22 protein-coding genes are annotated in these 23,809 nt (G+C 67.0%); 11 read left to right on the forward strand and 11 right to left on the reverse strand.

The genetic code is table 11. The annotated features are described in order from the left end of the window. Window positions 1–51: 51 nt before the first annotated feature. From JOY29_RS03435 to JOY29_RS03450, 4 genes are read left to right on the forward strand one after another with little or no spacing between them, the layout of a single operon-like run. Window positions 52–1,191, forward strand: a complete 1,140-nt coding sequence (locus JOY29_RS03435) for an ABC transporter permease (RefSeq protein WP_300974803.1) — start codon at window positions 52–54, stop codon at window positions 1,189–1,191. Continuing rightward, on the forward strand, window positions 1,188–1,919 hold the full coding sequence (locus JOY29_RS03440; RefSeq protein ID WP_300974804.1) for an ABC transporter ATP-binding protein: 732 nt from the start codon (window positions 1,188–1,190) through the stop codon (window positions 1,917–1,919). The genes JOY29_RS03435 and JOY29_RS03440 overlap by 4 nt, the downstream gene beginning before the upstream one ends. Before the next feature lie 3 nt (window positions 1,920–1,922). Then, complete coding sequence (locus JOY29_RS03445; RefSeq protein WP_300974805.1) at window positions 1,923–2,930, forward strand: efflux RND transporter periplasmic adaptor subunit; 1,008 nt, start codon at window positions 1,923–1,925, stop codon at window positions 2,928–2,930. Then, complete coding sequence (locus tag JOY29_RS03450; RefSeq protein ID WP_300975470.1) at window positions 2,930–4,324, forward strand: efflux transporter outer membrane subunit; 1,395 nt, start codon at window positions 2,930–2,932, stop codon at window positions 4,322–4,324. Before JOY29_RS03445 ends, JOY29_RS03450 begins: the two co-directional genes overlap by 1 nt. Window positions 4,325–4,328: 4 nt before the next feature. On the opposite strand, the gene JOY29_RS03455 is transcribed toward JOY29_RS03450, so the two are convergent. From JOY29_RS03455 to JOY29_RS03465, 3 genes are read right to left on the reverse strand one after another with little or no spacing between them, the layout of a single operon-like run. Then, a complete protein-coding gene (locus tag JOY29_RS03455; protein ID WP_300974806.1) occupies window positions 4,329–5,699 on the reverse strand; it encodes a Coenzyme F420 hydrogenase/dehydrogenase, beta subunit C-terminal domain in 1,371 nt (456 codons plus the stop codon). Continuing rightward, window positions 5,683–6,750, reverse strand: coding sequence for a polysaccharide pyruvyl transferase family protein (locus tag JOY29_RS03460; RefSeq protein WP_300974807.1), 1,068 nt, complete (start codon window positions 6,748–6,750; stop codon window positions 5,683–5,685). The genes JOY29_RS03455 and JOY29_RS03460 overlap by 17 nt, the downstream gene beginning before the upstream one ends. A gap of 25 nt (window positions 6,751–6,775) precedes the next feature. Beyond that, window positions 6,776–7,240, reverse strand: a complete 465-nt coding sequence (locus tag JOY29_RS03465) for a hypothetical protein (protein ID WP_300974808.1) — start codon at window positions 7,238–7,240, stop codon at window positions 6,776–6,778. Window positions 7,241–7,297: 57 nt separating this feature from the next. On the opposite strand from JOY29_RS03465, the gene argC reads away from it, so the two are divergent. From argC to JOY29_RS03490, 5 genes are read left to right on the forward strand one after another with little or no spacing between them, the layout of a single operon-like run. After that, window positions 7,298–8,314 carry an N-acetyl-gamma-glutamyl-phosphate reductase gene (argC, locus tag JOY29_RS03470; RefSeq protein ID WP_300974809.1) on the forward strand — a complete coding sequence of 339 codons (1,017 nt, stop codon included), beginning with the start codon at window positions 7,298–7,300 and terminating at the stop codon, window positions 8,312–8,314. After that, window positions 8,311–9,474 (forward strand): bifunctional glutamate N-acetyltransferase/amino-acid acetyltransferase ArgJ, encoded by a 1,164-nt coding sequence (gene argJ / locus JOY29_RS03475; protein WP_300974810.1) that lies wholly within the window; start codon window positions 8,311–8,313, stop codon window positions 9,472–9,474. Before argC ends, argJ begins: the two co-directional genes overlap by 4 nt. Next, complete coding sequence (gene argB, locus JOY29_RS03480) at window positions 9,471–10,409, forward strand: acetylglutamate kinase (protein WP_300974811.1); 939 nt, start codon at window positions 9,471–9,473, stop codon at window positions 10,407–10,409. Before argJ ends, argB begins: the two co-directional genes overlap by 4 nt. Continuing rightward, window positions 10,406–11,266, forward strand: a complete 861-nt coding sequence (locus tag JOY29_RS03485) for an ornithine carbamoyltransferase (RefSeq protein WP_300974812.1) — start codon at window positions 10,406–10,408, stop codon at window positions 11,264–11,266. Before argB ends, JOY29_RS03485 begins: the two co-directional genes overlap by 4 nt. 6 nt (window positions 11,267–11,272) lie before the next feature. After that, on the forward strand, window positions 11,273–12,499 hold the full coding sequence (locus tag JOY29_RS03490) for an argininosuccinate synthase (protein ID WP_300974813.1): 1,227 nt from the start codon (window positions 11,273–11,275) through the stop codon (window positions 12,497–12,499). On the opposite strand, the gene argH is transcribed toward JOY29_RS03490, so the two are convergent. Genes argH through JOY29_RS03505 form a run of 3 tightly spaced genes read right to left on the reverse strand, consistent with a single transcriptional unit; the run spans window position 12,485 to window position 19,034 of the window. Further along, window positions 12,485–13,855, reverse strand: coding sequence for an argininosuccinate lyase (gene argH / locus JOY29_RS03495; RefSeq protein ID WP_300975471.1), 1,371 nt, complete (start codon window positions 13,853–13,855; stop codon window positions 12,485–12,487). The two genes, JOY29_RS03490 and argH, sit on opposite strands and share 15 nt — an antisense overlap. Before the next feature lie 54 nt (window positions 13,856–13,909). After that, the gene (locus JOY29_RS03500; RefSeq protein WP_300974814.1) at window positions 13,910–17,368 is read right to left on the reverse strand and encodes a PAS domain S-box protein; all 3,459 of its coding nucleotides are present in this window, start codon (window positions 17,366–17,368) and stop codon (window positions 13,910–13,912) included. Further along, a complete protein-coding gene (locus JOY29_RS03505; RefSeq protein ID WP_300974815.1) occupies window positions 17,274–19,034 on the reverse strand; it encodes a PAS domain S-box protein in 1,761 nt (586 codons plus the stop codon). The genes JOY29_RS03500 and JOY29_RS03505 overlap by 95 nt, the downstream gene beginning before the upstream one ends. A gap of 137 nt (window positions 19,035–19,171) precedes the next feature. Here JOY29_RS03505 and JOY29_RS03510 point away from each other — a divergent pair, with 137 nt between their 5' ends. Continuing rightward, the gene (locus JOY29_RS03510; protein ID WP_300974816.1) at window positions 19,172–20,125 is read left to right on the forward strand and encodes a nitronate monooxygenase family protein; all 954 of its coding nucleotides are present in this window, start codon (window positions 19,172–19,174) and stop codon (window positions 20,123–20,125) included. A 12-nt stretch (window positions 20,126–20,137) separates the two neighbouring features. Here JOY29_RS03510 and JOY29_RS03515 read toward each other — a convergent pair whose 3' ends face one another. From JOY29_RS03515 to JOY29_RS03535, 5 genes are all read right to left on the reverse strand, one after another. Continuing rightward, a complete protein-coding gene (locus JOY29_RS03515; protein ID WP_300974817.1) occupies window positions 20,138–20,989 on the reverse strand; it encodes a transglutaminase family protein in 852 nt (283 codons plus the stop codon). A 10-nt stretch (window positions 20,990–20,999) separates the two neighbouring features. Beyond that, window positions 21,000–21,464 (reverse strand): thioesterase family protein, encoded by a 465-nt coding sequence (locus tag JOY29_RS03520; protein WP_300974818.1) that lies wholly within the window; start codon window positions 21,462–21,464, stop codon window positions 21,000–21,002. Beyond that, complete coding sequence (locus tag JOY29_RS03525) at window positions 21,461–22,606, reverse strand: iron-containing alcohol dehydrogenase (RefSeq protein WP_300974819.1); 1,146 nt, start codon at window positions 22,604–22,606, stop codon at window positions 21,461–21,463. Before JOY29_RS03525 ends, JOY29_RS03520 begins: the two co-directional genes overlap by 4 nt. A 17-nt stretch (window positions 22,607–22,623) precedes the next feature. After that, window positions 22,624–23,115 (reverse strand): DUF1465 family protein, encoded by a 492-nt coding sequence (locus JOY29_RS03530; protein ID WP_300974820.1) that lies wholly within the window; start codon window positions 23,113–23,115, stop codon window positions 22,624–22,626. 106 nt (window positions 23,116–23,221) lie between these two features. Further along, the gene (locus tag JOY29_RS03535) at window positions 23,222–23,419 is read right to left on the reverse strand and encodes a DUF465 domain-containing protein (RefSeq protein ID WP_300974821.1); all 198 of its coding nucleotides are present in this window, start codon (window positions 23,417–23,419) and stop codon (window positions 23,222–23,224) included. A 167-nt stretch (window positions 23,420–23,586) separates the two neighbouring features. Between JOY29_RS03535 and JOY29_RS03540 the strand changes: the two genes are divergently transcribed. Then, on the forward strand, window positions 23,587–23,751 hold the full coding sequence (locus tag JOY29_RS03540; RefSeq protein WP_300974822.1) for a DUF465 domain-containing protein: 165 nt from the start codon (window positions 23,587–23,589) through the stop codon (window positions 23,749–23,751). Window positions 23,752–23,809 lie beyond the last annotated feature (58 nt).

Raw genomic sequence — 23,809 nt, forward strand, 5'->3', positions numbered from 1 at the left:
CCCGTGACGCGTCTGGCAAGCTTATCCGCCCCTGGCGGCTCCAAGGACGTCATGATCTGGATCGCGATCCGAATGCTGACCGGCGACCGGCAGAAGTTCTACGGTCTCGTCTTCGGCATCGCCTTTTCGACGCTGCTGATCACCCAGCAGCTGACCATCTTCGTCAATCTGATCGGCCGCGGCGCAACGGCGGTGAACAATATCGCGACAGTCGACGTGTGGGTGATGGATCCGGTGAGCCGCACCCAGGACGTCATCTATCCAATGCCCTCGACCGCGCTCGACAAGGTGCGGTCGGTGCCGGGAGTCGCCTGGGCGGTGCCGCACCTTCGCGCCAATGCCGCCGTCCGCACCAACGACGGTGACCTCGAAGGCGTGACGGTGGTGGGGGTCGACGACACGACCCTGATCGGCCTTCCCCGCAAGATGATTCAGGGCAGCCGCGACGCGCTGCAGAGCCCGGACTCGGTGCTGGTCGACGGGGTCGGCAGCACGCGCCTGTTCAAGGAGGGCGAGGACCCGATCGGCTACCGGCTCGAGCTCAACGACCAGCGGGCCGTGGTCCGCGGCATCGTCGATGTCGATCCCAGCTTCACCAGCCAGGTCGTGCTCTACACCCGCTATTCCAACGCCCTCAACTACGTGCCCGGAACGCGCAACCGGCTGAGCTTCGTGCTTGCCCGAGCCGCCCCAGGGATCTCGCCGAAGGACCTGGTGCGGAGGATCGAGAACCAGACCGGCCTCAAGGCCCGCACTCGCGAAGACTTCGCGCAGGACGGCATCGACTTCATCATCGAGAATACCGGTATCCCCATCAACTTCGGGATCACGGTGGCGCTGGGCTTCATCGTCGGAATCGCCATCGTCGGCCTGACCTTCAGCCTGTTCATCCGCGACAACATCAAGCAGTTCGGCGCGCTGAAGGCGATCGGCGTGCACAATGGCATCATCCGGCGGATGGTAGCGGCGCAGGCCGGGCTGGTCGGGCTGATCGGCTATGGCCTCGGAGTGCTCATGGCGGCCCTGTTCATCAGCATTGGCGGAGCTACCAGCGTCGACTTCAAGGGCTTCTACACGCCCTGGCAGATTCCTCTGCTAAGCCTTGCGGGGATCGCGCTGATCATCCTGGCGACGGGCTGGCTGGCGCTTCGGCGCGTACTGAGGACCGAACCGGCGGCGGTGTTCCGGTGAGCGGCTGCGCGGACATTGCCCACAGGGGCGCGGCGATCAGCGTTTCCGGCATCGCCCGCGACTTCGAGGCGGGCGGGCAGATCTTGCGCGTGCTCCACGGCATCGACCTCGACATCCAGGCCGGGCAGCTCACCTATCTCGTCGGTGAGTCCGGCTCCGGCAAGACGACGCTCATCTCGATCATTGCCGGAATCCTCTATCCGACCGAAGGCTGCGTGCGGGTGTTCGGGACCGACATCTACAGCTTGAGCGACCGAAAGCTGGTCGACTTCCGGCTGAACACGATCGGCTTCATCTTCCAGCAGTACAACCTGATCCCGACCATCGACGCCGCTTCCAACGCCGCCGTGCCCCTGATCGCGAAGGGGATGGAACGGCGAGAAGCCACCGAGCGGGCACGGGCGATGCTCGACCGGCTCAATATCGGTGACCAGGCGCACAAGCTTCCGAACCAGCTGTCCGGCGGACAGCAGCAGCGTGTCGCCATTGCCCGCGCGCTCGTCCACGAACCCCGCCTGGTGGTGTGCGACGAGCCGACCGCCGCGCTGGACGCCAGGTCGGGCCGGCGCGTGATGGACCTGCTGCGGGAGGTGGCGGTGGCGAGCGACCGGTCGGTCATCATCGTCACCCACGACAATCGCATCTTCGATCTCGCCGACCGCATCCTCGTCATGGAGGACGGCCGCATCACCCACGACGGCACCGACGTGCCGAGCCACGAAAGATAGGCCATGGCGCTGCTTTCCTCCCGTCCCAGCTTCTCGCGCAACATCCTGCCGATCATCGCCGTGGTGGGACTGGTAATCGCTGCCTTCCTGATCTGGCGCGGACTCCCCGACCGCAAGCTGGAAGATCCGGACGAAACCCCGGCGCGCGCGACAGGAGCGCTTGCCGATGCGGCTCGCGTGGCCGGCGCCGGGGTGGTCGAGCCGTCCAGCGAGGTGATCGACATCGGCACCTCGCTGTCCGGACTGGTCACGGCCGTCTCGGTGCGCGCGGGCGATTATGTCAGCCGCGGGCAGCCGCTGTTTCAGGTCGACGAGCGTGCGACACGGGCACGGCTGGTCGAAGCGGAAGCTGCGATCGCCCAGGCCCGTGCCGGCATCGGCGAGGCACGCGCTGCGGAGGCGACGGCAGCGCGCCAGCTGGCGCTCTACCGCCAGATCAGCGATCCCGCCGCCATCTCCCGGACCGAAGTGATCCGCGCCGAGGGCGACGTCAGCGCCGCGCGGGAGCGGCGGCGGCTGGCCGAGGCGCAATTCGCCGCGGCACAGGCAAGCCGCAACTCGGCGTCGGTCGAGCTCGGCCGATTGGTCGTCCGCGCACCGATCAGCGGCGAAATCCTCCGTGTCGACGTCCGCCCGGGCGAATTCGTCCAGGCCGGCCAGCAGGGCTCAAACAGCACGCCTTACCTGCAGATGGGCGAGACGCGGCCGCTTAACATCCGCATCGACGTCGACGAGGACGAGGCACCACGGGTCGCGCTCGGCCAGCCGGCGTCGGTCAGTCCCCGCGGGGCGGCGGACCGGCAGGTGCAGGCCCGCTTCGTCCGCGCCGAGCCGCAGGTGATCCCGAAGCGCTCGCTCACCAACAGCGCGGCAGAGCGGGTCGACGTTCGCGTGCTCCAGCTCATCTACGAGCTTCCGCAGCGCGACGACGGGCTGTTCCGTGTCGGCCAGCAGGTCGATGCCTTCATCCCGGCGCGACCGGCGAAACAGCGCAAGGCGGCGGCCAAATGATGCGCGCGCTTTTATTGGGGGTTGGCGCACTGGCGCTCGCTTCCTGCGTGGCGGGCCCGGGAAAGCTGCCGACCGCGGCCGAGGTGATCCTCCCGCCGGCCTTCCGCTTCGCTCCCGATGCGGAAAGCAAGGGGCAGGTCGCGGCGCTGCTCCCGGCCGCTGATCCCGCCTTCTCGGCGCTGTCGGCAGCGGCGCTGGCCGATGCGCCGACCCTTGCCGCCGCACTGGCGCGCATCGACACGGCGCGGGCCAATGCGGACCGCGCACGGGCCGAGCGCCTGCCCGAGGTCAACGGCGCCCTCTCCGTCGATCGCGCGCGGTCGAGCGAGGCGCAGGTCGGCATCCCCGACCTTCCCGGCATCAGCATCGACCGGACGCGCACCACATTCGGGGCCGACCTGTCCGCTCGCTGGGATCCCGACCTGTTCGGCGGCCTTCGCGCACGGCAAAGGGCGGCGCTGGCACGGATCGACGCGGCGAGCGCGGATGCGGCGGCGGTGCGGCTCGCGCTGGTCGCGGAAATTGCCGGAAGCGTGCTCGACTGGCGGACGCTCTCCGCGCGCGAGGCACAGACACGAGAGAATCTTGCGGCAGCCGAGCGGCTCGCCGAGCTTGCCGGCGTCCGCGAGCGGGCCGGCATCGCGCCGGGCGCCGACCGGGTGCGGGCGGAGACGCTCGCGGCAGGAAGCCGTACCGGCCTCGAAGCGCTGGGCAGCGAGCGGGCGCGGATCCTGGGGCGGCTGGTGACGCTGACCGCGCGGCCGGCGGCGGAAGTGGAGCGGCTGCTCGCCACGCAGTCGCAGGCGTCAAGCCTGCCGCTGCCGCCTCCTGCCCTGCCCTCGACCCTGCTCAGCAACCGGCCCGACGTGCTCGCGGCCGGGGCGAGGCTGCGGGCCGCCGACGCAGAGGTCGCCGCCGCCGCCGCCGCCCGTTTCCCACGCCTGACCCTGTCGAGCGCACTCGGCCTCCTGTCGCTGACCGTCGGCGGGCTGTTCGATGGCGATGCCATCGGCGCATCGGTCGGCGGCGATGTGGCCGGGCCCCTGCTCGACTTCGGCCGCGTTCAGGCCGACATCCGACGCAGCGAGGCGAGCACGTTCGAGGCCTTTGCCGACTATCGCGACTCCGTCTTCACCGCGCTTGGCGATGCGGAAGGCGGCTACGCGCTGGTCTCCGCGGCGGACCGGGAGCTCAGGGCAGCGCTGGACGAGGCGGCCGCCAACGACCGATCCGCGAGGCTCGCCGAAACGCGCTTCCGTGCTGGGCTGACCAGCTTCCTCGACGTGATCGACGCCCGGCGCCAGGCGATATTCGCGCGGGAGCGGGCGGCGGCAGCGGAAGGCCGGGCACGCCGGGCGCGCATTACCCTGTGGCAGGCGCTCGGCGGAAGCTGAAGCTCTAGGCTCCGGTGCGCGGGGCGATGCGGTCGATCCAGCGCCCGAGTGACCCGGCACCCCAGGCGATCGCCTGGTAGAGCTGGAGCGCAGGCTTCGCCCAGGCGATGGCCAGCCCTGGCCTGCCGGTCCTACGCGCGACACGGAACATGAGGTGGCTCATGCGCGTGATCAGGCGTCGAAGCCGGTAAATGGCCTTGCGGCGGAGCGGAAGCGCGGCGGAAGGAGTGACTCGCTTTACCGGGCGGAGGCCGCGCTTGGCCCAGGTCAGGCGATAGGCGAGACCCTGGCGGCGGTGGCGAAACCCGGCGGCCTGCGTCTTCACCACCATCTCGTTAGCGCACGGCTCGAGCGCGAGGCGCCCGTTGGCCCGCGCACTCTCGATCATGGCATGCAGGGCCGGCGAGCGGACGACCACCACATTGGTGCCGCGTCCGTCCGAACTGTGCGGCTCGATCCACGCATCACCGAAGCTGATGTCGGCCGTTTCGGCGACCACGTCGTCGCACCAGTCGCAGGCAGGATTCTGCCAATAGCCCGCGCCCCAGTCGCCATCCGCGAGATGCATCCAGTCCCCGGCCCGATGCGAGCCGTCGGCAAGCGCGAGATCGGCGCGATACCAATTGGCGGGGCGACCGGGGTCTTTCTTGCGATAGTCGACTGCGCGCACCTCCCGCATGGGGGCATCAAGCTGGATGGCGAAGCTGTCGACCATATGCGCGCTTTTCTGGTGGCCGCAGAAGAGGCCCAACGTGTGGGTGATCCGTTCCGCGAGGACCGGGTCGGCACGACGGGCAAGCTGCACCGCCTTGATGAAGCAGGGCACGCCGACGATGGCATAGCGTCCCCGTGTCGCGGCGATCTCGCGCAGCACGGCGGCGAGGTCGACCGGATAATAGCGCGACTGGGCACCAGCGCTCAGCTCGCCGAGCGAGCGGGACAGGCGATAGCCGAAGAAGCGGCCGGTCTCCTCGACCGCTTCGGGCACGACATGGGCGACGGCGTCGACCTTGCCGGTGCGCAGAAGCTCGCCCGCAACCCAGCTGGTCAGGCCGCCGGAGCTGCCCTGCGCGCGCCACTCGCCTTCTGCGACATGACCGATCCAGGCACCGAGCGTGCGGCCGAGGTGGAAGTCCTGCGCCGCCGGGAAGAGGCCGGTGGCGATCATGTCCTCATTGGCAGCGGCCGGGCTCATCGGGCAGCGTTCGGCGACGGCCCGGGACGGGCGCCCAAGAAAGGCACCGGCGGGCTTGCGAAAGCCGTCACGGTCCCAGCGCATGGCGCTGTCCGCAGCGGTCAGCGTGCAGGCCCCACAGCCGATACACAGGTCCGAACGGACGATCTCCGCTGGCGACAGCTCAGGCGAGGGCGGCATCGAGGAAGGCCGTGGACGTGGTGCGCAGGTCGGCGATGCGGCGGTGGACCTCTGAGCTGGGGGATTTGCCGAGAAGGGCAGCGAAGTCTCCCGGAGATGGCGCTTCACGCAGCAGGTGACGCTCCGCGCCGAGCTGCGCGGTGAGGTCGCGCACCTTGTTGAGGCGATAGGGCGTGACGCAGGCGACAAACGGCCGGTCCATCGCCAGCGCGAAGACGCAGCCGTGGAAGAAATTGGTGATCACCGCCGCCGCCCCCGCCATGGCACGGGCGAAGTCGAGCGGACCTGCCTCGATCCATTCCTCGTCGGCGAAGGCGCAGCCGTAACCGATGCTGCGGAGCCTGAGGCCGCGGCTCCGTGCCCAGTCGCGCGCCAGCGGCGCCAGCCAGTCCGGGAAGCCGTGACCATAGACGAGGGCGTAGGGATCGCTCCCTTCTTCGGCCTCGCGCGGGATGCGGTCGGCGAATGCGAGGCAAGGGTCGAGCACGATCGGCGGCTCCGTCCCGAGCGCCTGCGCGACGATCTCCCGGCTGTTCTCGTCGCGCACCGACAACGACGAGAAGCGCGCGAGACGTTCGGCCCAAAAGGCGTCGAGACCGCGCGCGGCATCATAATTGCCGAAGCTTGCGGCGTAGGAGATCAGCCGGTCGGTCTTGAGGGTCTCGCCATAGAAGAGCGGCTTGTAGCTGTACCAGGGGTGGGCGAGGTTCCACACTTCGTCGGACCCGACCACGATGGCGTCATGGAAAGGGAGCTCGGCCGCATCGTGGAGTGAGAAGGTTTCGGACAGGGGCAAGCCGGCGAAGGCCTCCTCGAACAGGCGGGTCTTGGCCTTGTAGGCGGCACGGTGCCCGGCTGGCGTGCGCTCCGGCAGGGTCGGCTCGAGGGCGCAGCGGAGTTCGGCGCGGCGGACCGACGGGCAATGGTGATCGAGCAGCTCGACGGTAGCGCCGCGCGCCTCCAGCCCCTCCGCCAGGCAGCGCGCCTGCCAGTAGGAGCCGTAGTTGATGCACTTGTGGAAGGTCAGGATGCCGAGGCTTGGGCCGCTCATGCTCGTGCAAGTCGTGACGCGCCCGTCAGGTTCCGAGCCAAGCTTGCCATGAGCGCGCAAGTTCTTCCGCTTCCGTGACCGAGCGGCAGGCGACGAATAGGGTGTCGTCGCCGCTGATGGTCCCAGCGACAGCCTCGAGCGCGGCGGCATCGAGGGCGACTCCGACCAGATGGGCGGAGCCGGGCGGGGTCTTCAGCACGACAAGACTCGCCGCCGGCTCGATTGCCCGCACCCATTCGGCGAACAGGCGGCGAAGGCGCATCTCGCCGGCAGGAACCGCGTCAAGCTGCTCGGAAAGAGCATAACGCGTCTCGCCGCCACGGCGGATCTTGACTGCGCCAAGCTGGTCCAGGTCGCGGCTGACGGTCGCCTGGGTGACCTCATGACCGGCCTCTCGCAAGGCGGCGACGAGTTCGTCCTGGCGGGTGAGGACATGTCGTCGGAGCAGGTCGGCAAGCGCCGCCAGACGTCGGTTGCGAGCATCGGTCATGCGTGATTTATGCACGAACTTGCATGTGGATGCAAACAGGACCATAGCCGCCCTCCCATGATTCGAAGCGCCATCCTTGGAGCCTCCGGCTATGTCGGCGGCGAGCTGATCCGGCTCCTTTCCCGCCATCCGGGCATCAACGCCGTGCGGCTATTCGGCGACAGCCAGGCCGGGCAACCGCTTGGCGCAGTCCATCCGCATATTGGGGGCTCTCTCGGCGCGCTCGAGGTCGAGCGCTTTACCCTGAATGCGCTGGACGGCATCGACCTGGTGTTCGCGGCTCTTCCCCATGGTAAGAGCCAGAAGTGGGCGGAGGCGATCCTCGCGACGGGTGCAAAGCTGGTCGATCTCGGCGCGGATTTCCGGCTGCATGACGCCAAGGTTTATGCACAATGGTATGGCGAGGCGCATGAGGCCCCTCACCTGCTCGACCGCTTCATCTATGGCATTCCCGAGCTTCACCGCGACGCCATCCGTGGCGCCCAGGCGGTGGCGGCGGCGGGCTGCTATCCGACCGCGGCGATCCTCGCTTGCAAGCCGCTCGTCGATGCCGGCCTGATCGATCCCGCCAGCCTGATCGTCGATGCGGCGAGTGGGGTCAGCGGAGCGGGCCGGGCGATCAAGGAAGGCACGGCCTTCAACACCGTCGACGGAAGTTTCGCGGCTTATGGCCTCCTCACGCATCGCCACACGGCAGAAATGGAGCAGGCGCTCGGCGCAACCTTGCTTTTCACACCGCACCTGCTGCCGACGGCCCGCGGCATCCTCGCCACCTGCTATGCGACGGCGACCCGCCCGATGGACGCGGGTGAGCCGCTGGCCGCGCTCAAAGCCGCTTATGTCGACGAGCCGTTCGTTCGGGTCAGCGACGATCCTCCGGCGACCAAGTGGGTGGCGGGGAGCAACGGCGCCGTGGTCACTGCCCGCTACGACGCGCGGACCGGCCGCGTGCTCGCGCTCTCGGCGATCGACAATCTCGGCAAGGGCGCGGCCGGCCAGATGATCCAATGCGCCAACCTTATGTTCGGCCTGGACGAGGCTACGGGCCTGTCGGCGGAAGGAGTGTTTCCATGAGCGTCACCGCACCCCGGGGCTTCGTCGCCGCCGGACTCCATGCCGGCATCAAGAAGTCGCGCCCCGACATGGCCCTTCTCGCGACCGAGGACCGCGTGGCCGTCACCTGCGCCGCGGTGTTCACCCAGAACAAATTCTGTGCGCCGCCGGTGCAACTCGACCGTGCACTGCTCGAGGCGAGCGGCCGCAAGGCTGCGGCGGTGGTCGTCAACAGCGGCAACGCCAATGCCGGGACCGGCGCGGCCGGGCTTGCCGATGCGCAGGCGATGGGCGCGGCGACAGCCGAAGCGCTCGGCATCGGGCCGGGCGACGTGCTGGTCTGCTCGACCGGGATCATCGGCACGCCGCTGCCGATGGACGTCATCCTGCCGGCCATTCCGAAGCTTGGCGCCGGGCTGTCGGTCGAAGGCGGCGCGGAGGCGGCGAAAGGCATCCTCACCACCGACACGCAAGCAAAGGAAGTCGTGGTCCGCGGCGACGGCTGGACGATCGGCGGCATGGCCAAGGGCTGCGGCATGATCGCGCCCAACATGGCGACCATGCTTGCGTTCCTGACGACGGATGCCGACGTTCCGCACGAAGCGCTGCAGGCCATGCTCAAGGCGGCGAGCGACGCAACCTTCAACACGCTCAACGTCGATGGCGCGACGTCCACCAATGACATGGCGATGCTGTTCGCCAGCGGCCGCAAGGGTGCGCCATCCGACCTCGACGGCTTCGGACGTGCGCTGGAAGACGCGTGCCGCCTGCTGACGCTCAAGATGGCGCATGACGCCGAGGGCATGACCCGCCTCGCCCACCTCCACGTCACCGGCGCCGCGAACGATGCCGAGGCGCGCATTGCGGCCAGGAACATTGCCGAGAACAACCTCGTCAAGTGCAGCTGGTATGGCGCCGATCCCTATTGGGGCCGGCTGCTGGCCGCCGCCGGTTCGGCCGGAGTGGCACTTGACGTCGACAAGTCGTTCGTCAGCTATGGCGGAATCAGGGTCGCGCAAGGCGGCACGAACCTCGCCCATGACGCGCAGGCGCTGACCGAGCATATGCTTGGAACCGAGTTCCAGATCGAAGTGCACCTCGGCGCCGGCAGCGGCGAAGCGCGGGTCATCGGCGTCGACCTCGGCCCCGGCTACATCAAAGAAAATAGCGTGACCTCATGAGCGAGATCCTGTCCCTTGACGTGCCGGCGACGGCAACCAGCCATGGCGAAGGGCTTGCGACAAGCCTGGTGACGCCGTCGGGCACGGCCGAGATCCTGGTCGAGGCGCTGCCCTACATCCAGAAGTTCGCCGGCAAGTCGGTGGTGGTAAAGCTGGGCGGCGCGGCCATCGATCCCGAAAGCGACCGCGCGCTGGCGCAGGACGTGCTGCTGCTCCGCTCGGTCGGGGTGCGCTGCGTGCTGGTGCACGGCGGCGGGCCGCAGGTCGATGCGATGCTGCGGCGGGTGGGCAAGGAGCCGCATTTCCAGAACGGCCTGCGCGTGACGGACGCGGAGACACTCGAGATCGTCCGCATGGTGCTGGTCGGCAAGATCAACCGCGACCTCGTCGCCACCATAAACGGCGAGGCCGGTAGCGAGCCGGTGGCGCTCGGCGTCTCGGGCGAGGACGCCGGTCTGCTCAAGGTCACGCAGCGCGACGCGGCGCTGGGTTTCGTCGGCGACGTCACCGAAGTGCGGGCCGAGCATCTTCTGAAACTGCTCGACGGGGGCATGGTGCCGGTCGTCTCGACCATCGGCGCGGACGACACGGGGCAGCCGTTCAACGTCAACGCCGACGAGGCGGCCAAGGCCATCGCCATTGCCATGGGCGCGGAGAAGATCGTCTACCTCACCGCCGCTCCGGGCCTGCTCGAGGATGCCAGCGACGAAACCAGCCTGGTTCCGCGCCTGACCGCCGCCGAATTGCGCGACCGGATCGCGCATGACAGTGTTGGCGGGGGCATGATCCCCAAGCTCACTGCCTGCCTCGAAGCGGTTGAGGGCGGCGTGCCTTACGCCCACATCATCGACGGACGCGTGCCGCACGCCTTGCTGATCGAGCTGCTGACCCGGCACGGCATCGGAACCATGATCCAGGCGGAGAAGAGCTGGTGAAGCACCTCCTGACACTCGCCGACCTGTCCCGCGCAGATATCGAGGCGATGCTTGCGCTGGCCGAGGCGCCTCCTGCCCCGCTTCTCGCAGGCAAGGGTGCGGCACTCTATTTCGAGAAGCCGAGCGCGCGGACGCGCAATTCGATGGAACTGGCGGTTCACCAGCTCGGCGGGCACCCAATCTATCTGACGGCCGGCGAACTCGGCATCGGCACGCGCGAGAGCGTCGAGGACGTCGCCCGTACGCTGGCCTGCTATCACGGTGTGATCTGCGCGCGGGTGTTCGACCATGGCTTGCTGCAGGCGCTGGCGGCGGCGAGCCCGGTGCCGGTGGTGAACATGCTGTCGGGCACCGACCACCCGCTTCAGGGCCTCGCCGACCTCCTCACCATTCGCCAGCTGTGCAGGCGGATCAAGGGTGTGAACGTCGCCTATGTCGGCGACGGCGACAACAATGTCGCGCGCAGCCTGGCGCATGGATGCGCAGCGCTGGGCGCCGAACTGACCATCGTCGCGCCTGAAGGTTACCAGCTGACGGATGCGCCAGAGGGTGTCGTCCAGACCGCCGATCTGACGGCAGTGGCCGGCGCGGATATCGTCTACAGCGACGTGTTCGTATCGATGGGCCAGGACAGCGAGACCGAGCGGCGGATGGTCGACCTTGCCACCTACCAGGTCAATGAGACGCTGATGCCACATGCGCCGGACGCCTGGTTCCTCCACTGCCTCCCCGCCCGACGCGGCGAGGAAGTGACCGCAGGCGTGATCGATGGGCCGAAGAGCGCCATCTGGCGCCAGGCCGAAAACCGGATGCACACGGCGCGCGGCGCGCTGATGTGGCTTTTGCAGCAGGACTGAAGAAACATGGCTAAGCTCAAGGTCGTACTCGCTTATTCGGGCGGGCTCGACACCTCGATCATCCTCAAGTGGCTGCAGACGCAATATGATGCGGAGGTGGTGACCTTTACCGCCGACCTCGGCCAGGGCGAGGAAGTCGAGCCGGCTCGGGCCAAGGCCGAGCTCCTCGGCGTGAAGCCCGAGAACATCTTCATCGAGGACGTGCAGGAAGAGTTCGTCCGCGACTTCGTCTTTCCCATGTTCCGCGCCAACACGCTGTACGAGGGCCAGTACCTCCTCGGCACCTCGATCGCGCGGCCGCTGATCGCCAAGCGCCAGATCGAGATTGCGCGCGCGGTCGGCGCCGATGCCGTCTGCCATGGCGCCACCGGCAAGGGCAACGACCAGGTCCGCTTCGAGCTCGGCTATTATGCGCTGGAGCCCGACATCCGCGTCATCGCCCCGTGGCGCGAATGGGAGTTCGCCAGCCGCGAGCAGCTGATCGCCTTTGCCGAGCAGAACCAGATCCCCATCGCCAAGGACAAGCGCGGCGAAAGCCCCTTCTCGATCGACGCCAACCTGCTCCACTCATCCAGTGAGGGGAAGGTGCTGGAGGATCCTTCGCAGGAGGCCCCCGAATACGTCCACCAGCGCACCATCTCGCCCGAAGACGCACCGGACCAACCGACCGAGATCACCATCGACTTCGAGCGCGGCGACCCGGTCGCGATCGATGGCGTCGCGCTGTCGCCGGCGGCGCTGCTGACCCGCCTGAACGAGCTTGGCCGCGACAACGGCATCGGCCGCCTCGACCTGGTCGAGAACCGCTTCGTGGGCATGAAGAGCCGCGGCGTCTACGAGACGCCCGGCGGGACCGTCCTGCTCGCAGCGCACCGCGGGATCGAGAGCATCACGCTCGATGGCGGGGCGATGCACCTCAAGGACTCGCTCATGCCGCGCTATGCGAGCCTGATCTACAACGGCTTCTGGTTCGCGCCCGAGCGCGAGATGCTTCAGGCGCTGATCGATCAGAGCCAGGACATGGTCAGCGGCCGCGTGCGAATGAAGCTCTACAAGGGCAATGCCACGGTGATCGGCCGGGAGAGCGCCTATTCGCTCTATGACGAGGATCTGGTGACCTTCGAGGAAGGCTCCGGTTCCTACGACCAGCGCGACGCGGCGGGCTTCATCAAGCTCAACGCCCTCCGCCTGCGCATCGCCGCCCAGCGCAGGAAGAAGCTACAGATCCAGTAAAGCCTTCCAGCGCGCGACCTGCTCGCGAACTCGGACCGGCGCGGTGCCGCCGTGGCTGGTCCGGCTGTTCACCGACGCTTCGACACTCAGCACGTCGTAGACGCGATCGTCGATACGGCCGTCAATTGCCTGCAAGGTCTCGAGCGACAGGTCGGCGAGGTCGCAGCCCGCGTCCTCGGCCGCCTTCACCGCGCGGCCGGTGATGTGATGCGCCTCGCGGAACGGGACGCCCGCCTCGCGGACCAGCCAGTCGGCGAGGTCGGTGGCGGTGGCGAAGCCCTGCGCCGCCACCTCGCGCATCCGCTCCGGCCTGAACGTCGCGCTCTCCACGCTGCCGGCCAGCGCCGCAAGGCTCAGCGCAAGCAGGTCATGCGCCTCGAAGGTCGGCGCCTTGTCGTCCTGCATGTCCTTGGAATAAGCGAGCGGCAGGCCCTTCATGGTGATCATCAGCCCGGTAAACAGGCCGACGATCCGGCCTGCATGGCCGCGGACCAGCTCCGCCGCATCTGGATTGCGCTTCTGCGGCATGATCGAGCTTCCGGTCGACCATTGGTCGGACAGCTGGACGAAGCCGAACGGCGGGCTCGCCCAGTTGATCAGCTCTTCCGCCAGCCGCGACAGGTGGAGGCTGCACTGCGCCGCGGCGGCGAGATAGTCGAGCGCGAAGTCGCGATCGGACACGCTGTCGAGGCTGTTGGCGGTCGGCCGCTCGAAGCCGAGCGCGTTGGCGGTCGCCTCGCGGTCGATCGGAAAGCCGGTGCCGGCGAGCGCCGCTGCGCCCAAGGGGCACTCCCCTGCCCGCTCGTCGGCGGCGAAGAACCGCGACACATCGCGCTGCAGCATCTCGACATAAGCGAGGAGGTGATGGCCGAGAGTCACCGGCTGCGCGACCTGAAGGTGCGTGAAGCCCGGCATGATCGTTTCCGCATGCTCTTGCGCCCGCGCGATCAGCACCGACTGTAACCTGACGATCGCCTCGGCAGCTTCCCGGCAGGCACCGCGCACCCACAGCCGGAAGTCGGTTGCGACCTGGTCGTTGCGTGACCGCGCGGTGTGGAGGCGGCCTGCAGCCGGGCCGATCAACTCGGCAAGGCGGGTCTCGACCGCCATGTGGATATCCTCGAGGGCGAGCTCGATAGGAGGGCCGTCGCGCTCGAACTCTGCCTCGATCGTGTCGAGCCCTGCCAGGATCGCCGCCGCATCCTCAGCCCCGATGATCCCCGTATCGCGCAGCATGGCGGCATGAGCGCGCGAGCCGGCGAGATCCTCACGCCACATGCGGCCGTCGACGGGAAGCGAGGCGTTGATCGCCTGCATGACCTCGGATGGCCCCGCGACGAAGCGTCCGCCCCACATCTTATTGCTGCTCATGAAGCGGGGTATAGAGCGCAGGGCTGTACTTTCCAGCCGTCAGCCGGTGGTCACCTTGTCCAGCGCCGACGCCAGCTCCGCCTGGCGGAACGGCTTGCTGAGGTGAGGGAATGCCGGTGAAAGGCTGTCGAGGTCGGCATAGCCCGACACGACCAGCACTGGCAGCTCGGGAAACCTCTCACGCAACTGGACGGCGAGATCGGTGCCGCTGAGCCCCGGCATCAGCTGGTCGGTCACCAGTATTTCTGGACGCAGCCCATCGGCGACCAGCTTCGCCGCCGCTTCGCCGCTCTCGGCCTCGACCACCTGATAGCCGAGGTCGGTCAGCATCTCGGCGGTGGAGGTTCGGACCAGTTCCTCGTCGTCCACCAGCAGGGCCGTGCCGGCTCCCTGCCGTTCCGCTTCGAACAAGCGACTGTCTCCCGACGAAACCGAGCCGCTTGCGACCGGGAGCCACAGTTCGATGGTGGTGCCGACGCTGATGGCACTGCGGATGTCGAGCGCGCCGCCGAGCTGCGCTGCAAGCCCGTGGACCATGGACAGACCAAGGCCGGTGCCCTTGCCGATTCCCTTGGTCGAGAAAAAGGGCTCGATGGCACGGCGGCGGGTCAGCTCGTCCATGCCGACGCCGGTGTCGCTCACGCTCAGCACCACGTGCGGCTTGTCGGACAGCCCTAGCTTGCGGCTGCCGGCAATATCCCCGTGACGGGCGGCGATGGTCAGCGTGCCGCCGTCCGGCATGGCGTCCCGGGCGTTCACGCTGAGGTTGAGGAGCGCCATCTCGAGCTGGTTGCCGTCGGCCAGCGCGGGCGCGAGGTTTTCGGCTACCTCCGTCATCACCCGCACCCGCGGACCCGACGTGGAGTCAATCAGCTCGCTCATCTCGGTGACGACTCGGCGCACGTCGATCGCGCGGGGCTGGAGCGGCTGCCGCCGGGCGAAGGCAAGCAGGCGCTGGACCAGCAGGCGCGCCTTCTCGGCCGAGGCGAGCGCTCCCTCTACCAACCGCCCGGTACGGGCGTCGAACACCTGCTTACGTTGGAGCAGGTTAAGGCTGCCGATGATCGGAGTCAGAAGATTGTTGAAGTCATGCGCCACGCCGCCGGTCAGTTGGCCCATTGCCTCCAGCTTCTGGCTCTGGCGTAGCGCCTCCTGTGCAGCCTCTCGCTCGGCGATGACCCGCTCCACCTCCCGCTCCAGCCCCTCGGTAAGCTGCTTCTCCCGGTCGATGTCGATCGAAGCGACCACCCCGCCGGTGATCCTGCCCGAACGGCTGCGAATGGGTGCCGCGACGTAGCGCAGCCAGCGCAAGCTGCCGTCGGCCCGCTGGATGCGGCATTCCAGCTCGGCCTTGGTCTCACCCTTGAGCGCCCGGGCGAGCGGATATTCCTCGCTTTCCACCTGCCGGCCATCGGCATGGAAGGCGACGTAATCGTCCTTGTAGTCGGCGACGCTGCTGCTTTCGAGGATCTCCTGGCCAAGGAAGTCAACGATTTGCTCGTTGGCGCCGGTAAGGCGTCCATCCGCATCGGCGAACATGAGCCCGACCGGCACCGCCTCGATGATCGCGCGAAGACGCCCCTCGCTCGACTGCAGCGCGCGCTCCGCGTCGATGCGGTCGTCGATGTCGGTGCAGGTGCCCATCCAGCGCACGATCTCGCCGGCTTCGTTACGGATCGGCAACGCGCGGCCGAGCACCCAGCGATAGCTTCCGTCGTTATGCCGAAGCCGATATTCGATCTCGTACGGCCCGCCAGTCTGGAGTGATGCGTTCCAGCGCTCCCAGGCGCGCGGCTGGTCGTCCGGGTGGAACATGCCGCTCCAGCCTGCTCCATCCGTTGATCCGAGCGGCGTCCCGGTGAATTCGTACCAACGGTCGTTGTAGAAGTCGTGGAAGCCGTCGGCCCTCGTCGACCAGACCATCTGCGGGATGGCGTTGAGGCGCAGTCGCATCTCCCGCTCGCTACGGCGAAGAGCTTGCTCGCGCTCAATTCGATCGGTCACGTCGCTGAACAGGATGGCGACGTTGCGCTCCTCCGGGGCGCCGATCTGAAAGGCATACACTTCGAACCAGCGGCCCATTGGCTCTGCATGATCGATGAAGCGCGTCGAAATGCCAGTCCGGGCGACCTCACCATAGCGATCGAACCAGCTTTGCTCGAGACCCGGCACGGCCTCACGGACGGAGCGGTGGAGCACGTCCTGGTCGAGCCCGGTGTGGCGGGTGAAGGCGGGGTTCAGTTCGGTAAACCGGTAGTCGCTGGGTCGTCCTTCATCGTCGAACGACACCTGGATGGTGCAGAAGCCCTGCTCCATCGATTCGAACAAGGCCCGGTAGCGTTCCTCGCTGGAACGAAGGGCCGCCTCCGCCTCCTTCCGGGCGCGATGATCCTCGACGACCGGAATGAAGAACAGAATCTTGCCGTTCTCATCGCGCTGCGCAGCAACCGTCAGAGTCACCCAGATGTCGCTGCCGTCCGGCGCGATGTAGCGCTTCTCCATCGAATAGCTGTCGATCTCGCCGCGGAGCATCGCATCGACCTTGGCGGCGTCCGCCTCGACATCGTCCGGATGGGTGATGTGTTTCCACCCGTTGCCAAGCAGTTCTTCGCGCGAACGCTGGAGGATCTCGCAGTAGCGGTCGTTGATTTCGAGGAACGGCCCGTCCGGTGAGACGCGGGCGACGCCTACGCCAGCCTGCTCGAAGACGGCACGATAACGCGCTTCAGCGGCAGCAACTTCTTGGGCCGCTATTCTCGATGCATGAATGTCGGTGCAAGTACCGACCCACATCTCGCGACCGTTTTCATCCGTCGACGGAATGCGCAGCGCACGAGAGGCAATCCACCGCCACTCGCCGTCGTGACGGCGGAACCGGTACTCAACCTCGTAGGCGGTGCCGGTGGTCACCGCCCTCTGCCACGCATCCCATGCTGTCCGAACGTCGTCAGGGTGAAGGATGCTAGTCCAGCCAGTCCCGAGCAATTCTTCCTTCGGCAAGCCGGAGAAGGCGGCGAAGGTCTCGTTGACGTAGCTGTTCCCGCCCTCGGCGGTGGTGATGAACAGCATGCCCGGCAAGGCTTCGGCGAGCGTCCGGAACTGGGCTTCCGACTGCGCAAGGGCCCGCTCGGCGGCTTTCTCGGCGGTGACCTCCTCGGCCGAGATGGCGACCGAGCTGATGGTGCCGTCGGCATCGCGCACCGGAAGCATGTTCTCTCGCCAGGTCCGCATGACGCCGGGTAACGCAGGCGTATCGCCGGTAATCTCCACCCCCCGCACTTCCTCGCCGCCGAGCACTCGCCGGAGCGCTTCCTCCAGCTGATCCGCGAGGTTCGGAAGTATCTCGCGTACGGTGCGACCGACATGATCGGCGGCGGACAGGCCGTTGATTCCGGCAAGAAGGTCATTGATCCGGACATAGCGAAAGTCGCGATCGATGACGGTCAGGCCGAATCGGCGCCGTGGAATAAATAGCCTCGATCTCCTCGGCCGCCGCAAGCGCCTTCTCCTCCGCGGCACGGCGGTCGTGGATGTCGAGGCTGACGCCGACCCATCGCTCGATGCGGCCGTCCGCCCCGAGGGTCGGGCTCGCCTTGGTCGAAAGCCAGCGATATTCGCCGTCATGGCGGCGGATGCGATAGTCGAGCCGAAAATCTTGCCTCGTCTCCCGCGCTACCCTCAACGCCTGCCACACGGATTCGAGATCGTCCGGATGGACGACCCCGCTCCACCAGTCTCCGGCGCCGACCTCCGCGATGCCGGTGTAATCCTTGTAGAACTGATTGACGTAGCTGTTTTCTCCCTTCGGGTCGGTGACGAACAGCAGACCCGGCACCGCTTCGGCAGTGGTCCGGAACTGCGCTTCGCTCGCTTCAAGCTCAGCCTGCCGTGCACGCTTGTTCGCGATGTTGCGGGCCTCGAGCACCGTGCCGATCGGCTCGCCATCCTCGTCCAGCACCGGGCTCGCGCTGAAGGAGACAGGGTAGAAGCTGCCATCCCGCGCGATGAACATTTCCTCGCCGGAGATCTTGGATCGGCTGGGAATGGCCATCCCGATCGGACAATCCTCCATCGGCAAGGGCGTATGATCGGGCCTCGAATGATGGACGAGGTCGTGTAGCGACCGGTCCTTCATCTCGTCGAAGGCATATCCGGTCAGGGACTCGGCGGCGGCATTGGCGTAGATGCAACGGGCGCGGTCATCGAGCAGGAACACCGCCATTTGCGTGTTGTCGAGAACGGCACGGAAGCGGGCGTTGGCGGCGCTGAGGGCCTGCTCGGCACGGACGCGCTCGACGCGATCCCAGCATCGCCCAGCCGTCGCGATGGCCAGCTCCACCTCGTCCTCGGTCCACTGCCTGGGAACGACCTGGTGGACGCAGAGAACGGCGACGAGGCGCCCGTCGCGAACGAGCGGAAAGTCGAGGACGGCACTGAAGGGGAGGTCGGCGATCTCCCCACGTTCGCGGTCCTTGTCCCACGCGCCATGCTGCGCGTAATCAGCGACCACGATCGGTTTGCCGGCCGTGTAGAGTTCGAACACCTCCTCGGAAAAATGGTGCTTGCCCACGAGGGAGGCGATGCCAGCCGCGCGATATTCTTCGCCGACGGTAACCGAGCGTTCCTCGAGGCACGGATCGCAGAAGAATACCCGGTCGGCCTTCAGCGCCTCGCCAAGCAGCCTGACCACCACCTGCTTCGCTTCCGCACCCGTCGACGCCCCGCGGAGGGCGAGTTCGAGCCCGGCCAGATAGGATTGGTAACGTTCGGCCGCCATCCGTTCGGACACGTCCGTGCTCGTTCCGAACCAGCAGGTGATCTTGCCATCGCCATCCCGCGCGGGCTCGGCGCGGGCCAGGAAATCGCGGTAGCCGCCGTCGGCACCTCTGAGGCGGTAGATGGCTTCATAGCCCTGACCGGTCGACACCGCCGCGTTCCAGGCCACGCCGACCCGCTCGACGTCCTCCGGATGGATGACGTCGGTCCAACTGCTGCCGACCAGATCCTCGGCGGCGACCCCCAGATATTCCGCGCAGCGGCGATTGAACCAGAAAGCGTGGCCATTGCCGTCCGCCATCCAGACCAGATGCGGCACCTGGTCCGCAAGCTGCTGCCATAAGCCGGGATCAAGATCCGGCCGGGCGGGTGTCGTCAACGCGTCCATGCCACGCTCGTCGTAGCCCCGCCCCGGATCGGTCTTAGACCAGAGACGAAACGATTGGCAAACGTGCACCGAAGCCAACCCTTTGCGGACGTGCGCGGCGCTGCTAGCGGAAAGGCACACCTAGCTGGGGGACCCGAATGTCGCTGCCGCCCGTCTTCGCTCCGCTTCGCCTGCCGGTGATTGGCGCGCCCTTGTTCATCGTGTCCAACCCGGCGCTCGTGATCGCCCAGTGCAAGGCCGGCGTGGTCGGCAGTTTTCCGGCGCTCAACGCGCGCCCGCAAAGTCAGCTCGACGAGTGGCTGCACGAGATCACCGAGGCTCTGTCCGACCATGACCGAGCCAATCCGGACGCGCCCGCGGCGCCGTTCGCGGTCAACCAGATCGTGCATCGGTCCAACACCCGCTTTGAAGAGGACATGGCGACCTGCGCCAAGTGGAAGGTGCCGATCGTCATCACCTCGCTGGGGGCGCGCGAGGAGCTGAACCAGGCGGTCCATGGCTGGGGCGGGATCACCCTCCACGACGTCATCGACGACCGCTTCGCCCGCAAGGCGATCGAAAAGGGTGCGGACGGCCTGATCGCCGTTGCCGCCGGAGCGGGCGGGCATGCCGGGCGATGGTCGCCGTTCGCCCTCATCCAGGAGATCCGCGCATGGTTCGACGGTCCGCTCGCTTTGTCGGGCTCGATCGCCAACGGCGGGGCGATCCTCGCGGCGCAGGCGATGGGCGCCGACGTCGCCTACATCGGCTCGCCCTTCATCGCCACCGACGAGGCGCGGGCGAGCGACGATTACAAGCAGGGTATCGTCGAAGGCTCGGCCAAGGACATCGTCTATTCCAGCCTGTTCACCGGCGTACACGGCAATTACCTTCGCACGTCGATCGAGCAGGCGGGGCTCAATCCGGACAACCTTCCCGAAAGCAGCCCCGAGGCGATGAGCTTCGGCGGGGCCGCCGGCGCCAAGGCGTGGAAGGACATCTGGGGCTCGGGCCAGGGGATCGGGGCCGTCGACCGGGTGCAGCCCGCCGCCACCCTTGTCGCTCGCTGGACCGAAGAATATCGGGCCGCGCGTTCGAGGATCTGCGGCTAGGTTCGCCTCCCTCTAGGCGACCGCCGGCTCGCGAAACCGCTCGGCGGCGGCGGCGGTCGTTGCTTGCTTGCCCGATCGCAGCCACGACCAGAGCAGCAAGGCGGCAAGCCAGCCGAAGTGGCTCAACAGCCACGTGATCCGGTGCAGCAGGCTGGCCTGCGGCGCTGGATTGCTGTTGAACGACCGCAGTTCGATCTGACCGGCCTTGGCGCCGTCGAGCAACTGTTTCGTGACATCCGGCTTGTAGAATGCGGCAATGCCCGGATCGCCGGACCGCAGCATCTCGTACGGGTAGCGACGCACCGCAATTTCGCGATTGGCGTCATACACCCACCAGCGGCCATCAATCTTCACACCCGCAAGGAAATGCCCCGGCGCCGCCACCGCTGCCCGCTCGAAGCCAAGCCGGCGTGCCACCTCGAGGAAGACGATAGCCTGCTGGCTGCAAGCCGCGCGACGGAACTGCATGATGTCGTCCGGCCGCACCGGCGAAGCGAGATGATCCCAGGCGTAGCCGAGCGCGTAGGCGATCCAATCCTGATCGAAGCGGAAATAGCTATAGCCATGCACGAAGCGTCGCCTCAGCAGCGAGTCCGCATGATTGAGCTTGCCGAGAGGAGTCGTGCCCTGGGCCTCTTGGTCGATCGCGCGCATCAACTTGTCGACGCTGTTCATCGACCCCAGCTGACGATCATATTCCTCCTCGATGGGCGGAAGAGGGGGCCGCTTGGCGCTCAGCAGCAGCGATGCCGCGGTGACCGCTGCAAGGCCGAGCCAGGCAAGAAGCGAAATCTTCAAGACCGCTGGGAAGCGCGATACGACACCGTCTCGAATACGCGAGACCGAAGAGATACTTACCCACATCGGGCACGCCCTAGAGTTTGGGAGAAGCCTCCTCAAGTTCCGTTGTGGCACTATTCTGAAACAGCCTTCGCCATTGTGGCGGCCAAGGCACTGGCCGCCGCTCGGACCGGTTCACGGCGACATGGACGAACTCGCCCGCGGCCGCGGCCAAGTCGTTGTCGGCCCTGAAGACACCCAATTGATAACGCACGCTCGACCGTCCGAGCTCGACAACGGCAAGGCCGACGTCGACATCCCCGGGGAAGCTCAGCGGCGCGAAATAGTTGCAACTGGTGCCGACGACCAAGGCGATCGGATCGCCCGAAGCGATGTCCAGCAATCCTTCTTCGATCAGCATGGCATTCACCGCGCTGTCGAACCACTGATAGTAGACGGTGTTGTTCACGTGCCCGTAGGCGTCATTGTCGGCCCAGCGCGTCGCAATCCTGCGCCACCGGACGAAATCGCCCCGGACGGGCGGCGCTGCCCGGCTCACCAGGCTGCCTCGTAAAGGCGGCGGGCATCCTCCTCGCTGATCGGCACGGGATTATTCACCAGCAGCCGCTGCTGTTTCATCGCTTCGCGCGCCAACAACGGCGCTTCGTCGCGCTCTATCCCATGGTCGCGAAGGCGCGGCTTGAGGCCGCTCGCCAGGACCAACTCTTCACAGGCTTCGATCAGCCGGGCTGCGGCCGCCTGGCTGCCGAGGGCGGCAGCGGACGGATCGAGGATCGCGGCCAGCTCGGCATAAGGCTCGCGCGCGGCCTCGGCGTTGAAGGCCAGCACGGGGCGAAGCATCAGCGCATTGCTCAGCCCATGGGCTAGATGATGGATGCCGCCGAGCGGATAGGCGAGCGCGTGGACGCCGGCGACCGGTGCATTGGCGAAAGCCAACCCGGCAAGGTGGGCCCCAACAAGCATCGCCTCGCGTGCGGCGAGATCATTTGGCTGCTCACAGGCGGTGACAAGGTTCGCCGACAATAGGCGCAACGCTTCCCTGGCCTGCATGTCGGAGATTGGGTTCTTGGCCTTGGCGGACGTGTAGGCCTCGATCGCGTGGACCATGGCGTCGACGCCAGTCGCGGCGGTGAGCGCACGTGGCTTGCCGAGTGTGAGCGACGCGTCGAGCAGCGCCCAGTCGGGGATCAGGGCCGGGCTGTTCACACCCCTCTTTTCGGCACCCTCAACCGTAATGACAGCTACTGGAGTCGCTTCCGAGCCCGTGCCGGCGGTCGTGGGAACGAGGGCGAGCGGAAGTCGCCGACCTTGCGCCAGACCCACACCCCAGATGCTGTCGAGATCGCCGCCCGAACCAAGAAGATAGGCGGCGAGCTTGGCAACATCCATCGGGCTGCCACCGCCCAAGCCGACGACCGCGCCAACACCCGCCGCCCGCCCGGCTTCTACCGCGGCGAGCAAGGTGGCGCGGCTGGGATCAGCCTCGACCGAATCGAACAGGGTGACTGCACGCCTCTTTTCCAGTTCGGCCAGCAGAGGATCCAGCAAGCCGAAGCCGCGCACATCCCTGTCGGTCACGAGCAGCACCGGTCCTTGCGGGAGCAGCGCGGCGAGTTCGGGAGTCCGGCCGCTGCCGATCAGCAGGCGGGGGCCGGGGTTGAGCAAAGAAAGCGGTTTCACGCCCTTTGCCTAGCCGCTCAGCGCGGCGCGTTCCAGATAAGGTCGCGCTCGAGCCTTCCCATCAGCGCGCGGGCCGGGCTGGAGGCGGGCTGGTCGATCGTCTGCTCTTCGTCGAGGCGCCTCACCCGCTCATAGAGATCAACGCTTGACGCGATCAGCGCCTGGGCATCGGCCGGCAACTGCTCGACCACTGCCGGATCGCTCGACCCGGCATGACCGAGCCGGCGTTCGGGACGGCGACCTGAAGTGGGGCTCAGCTCGCCCGTTTCGACCGCGCGCTGGGTCAGCAGCCAGGCGATGATGTGCATCAAGCGGGTCGTGACCTTAAGAGACTCGCAAGCGAAGCCGACCCGCACGAACGGATCGAGGCCACCCCGGTCCTTGCGCCCTTCCGCATCAAAATAGGTGCGCGCCTCGTCCGCAAGGAGCATGGCCTCGGTGTAGAGGCTTTCGACCAGGCGGGGCGTGATCCGGCTGCCCGCAGTGCCGAGAGGGGTGACATCGCTCATTATCGGTCCAACATAGTCCAGCTCTGCGCTGGCGAAAACGCCACAGCAAGGATTGGCGCTCCACCGCGTCCCGTCGCGGGACGGACCTCATGGCCTGTAATGGTGATCACGCGATGATGTCCGGAACGGAGGCATCCAGCAGCGACTGAAGCTCGTCTTTCAGTCTCAGTTTGCGCTTTTTCAGTCGCGCGAGCGTCAGCATGTCGGCGGCGCCGGTTTCGGACAGTTCGGCGATTTGCGCGTCAAGCTGCCGGTGCTCGGCACGAAGCGCTTCGAGTCGGGCTGTAGGCTGGTCGTCGTTCATGATGCGGAGATGCTTCTAAACTGTCGTGGGGACCTAACGCCATTGCGGCACCGGTCACGGCAAGACGCGGCCTTGATGCGCCAAATGGCACAAATTGGGCGCGACAAAATGACGCTTTCGTGGTTTCTTCATCTGGCTGTCACACCAACATGAGGGAATGACGCACGATGGAAAAGGCATACGTCGAGGCACTCGCATCCAAGCACGCCGCACTCCAGGCGCAGATTGACATCGAAGAGCAGCGACCAAACCCCGACGACATCCTTCTCCACAAGCTCAAGAAAGAAAAGCTCCGACTCAAGGACGAGATGCTCGGCCTTACCGTGCACTGAGATAGAGTCGTCCCGGCGCAGGCCGGGAGCTCAGCCGTTCCTGAGGTTGCCCGAAGTC

Origin of the sequence: Sphingomonas sp. LHG3406-1, assembly GCF_029637485.1 — a bacterium.
GTDB lineage: Bacteria > Pseudomonadota > Alphaproteobacteria > Sphingomonadales > Sphingomonadaceae > Sphingomicrobium.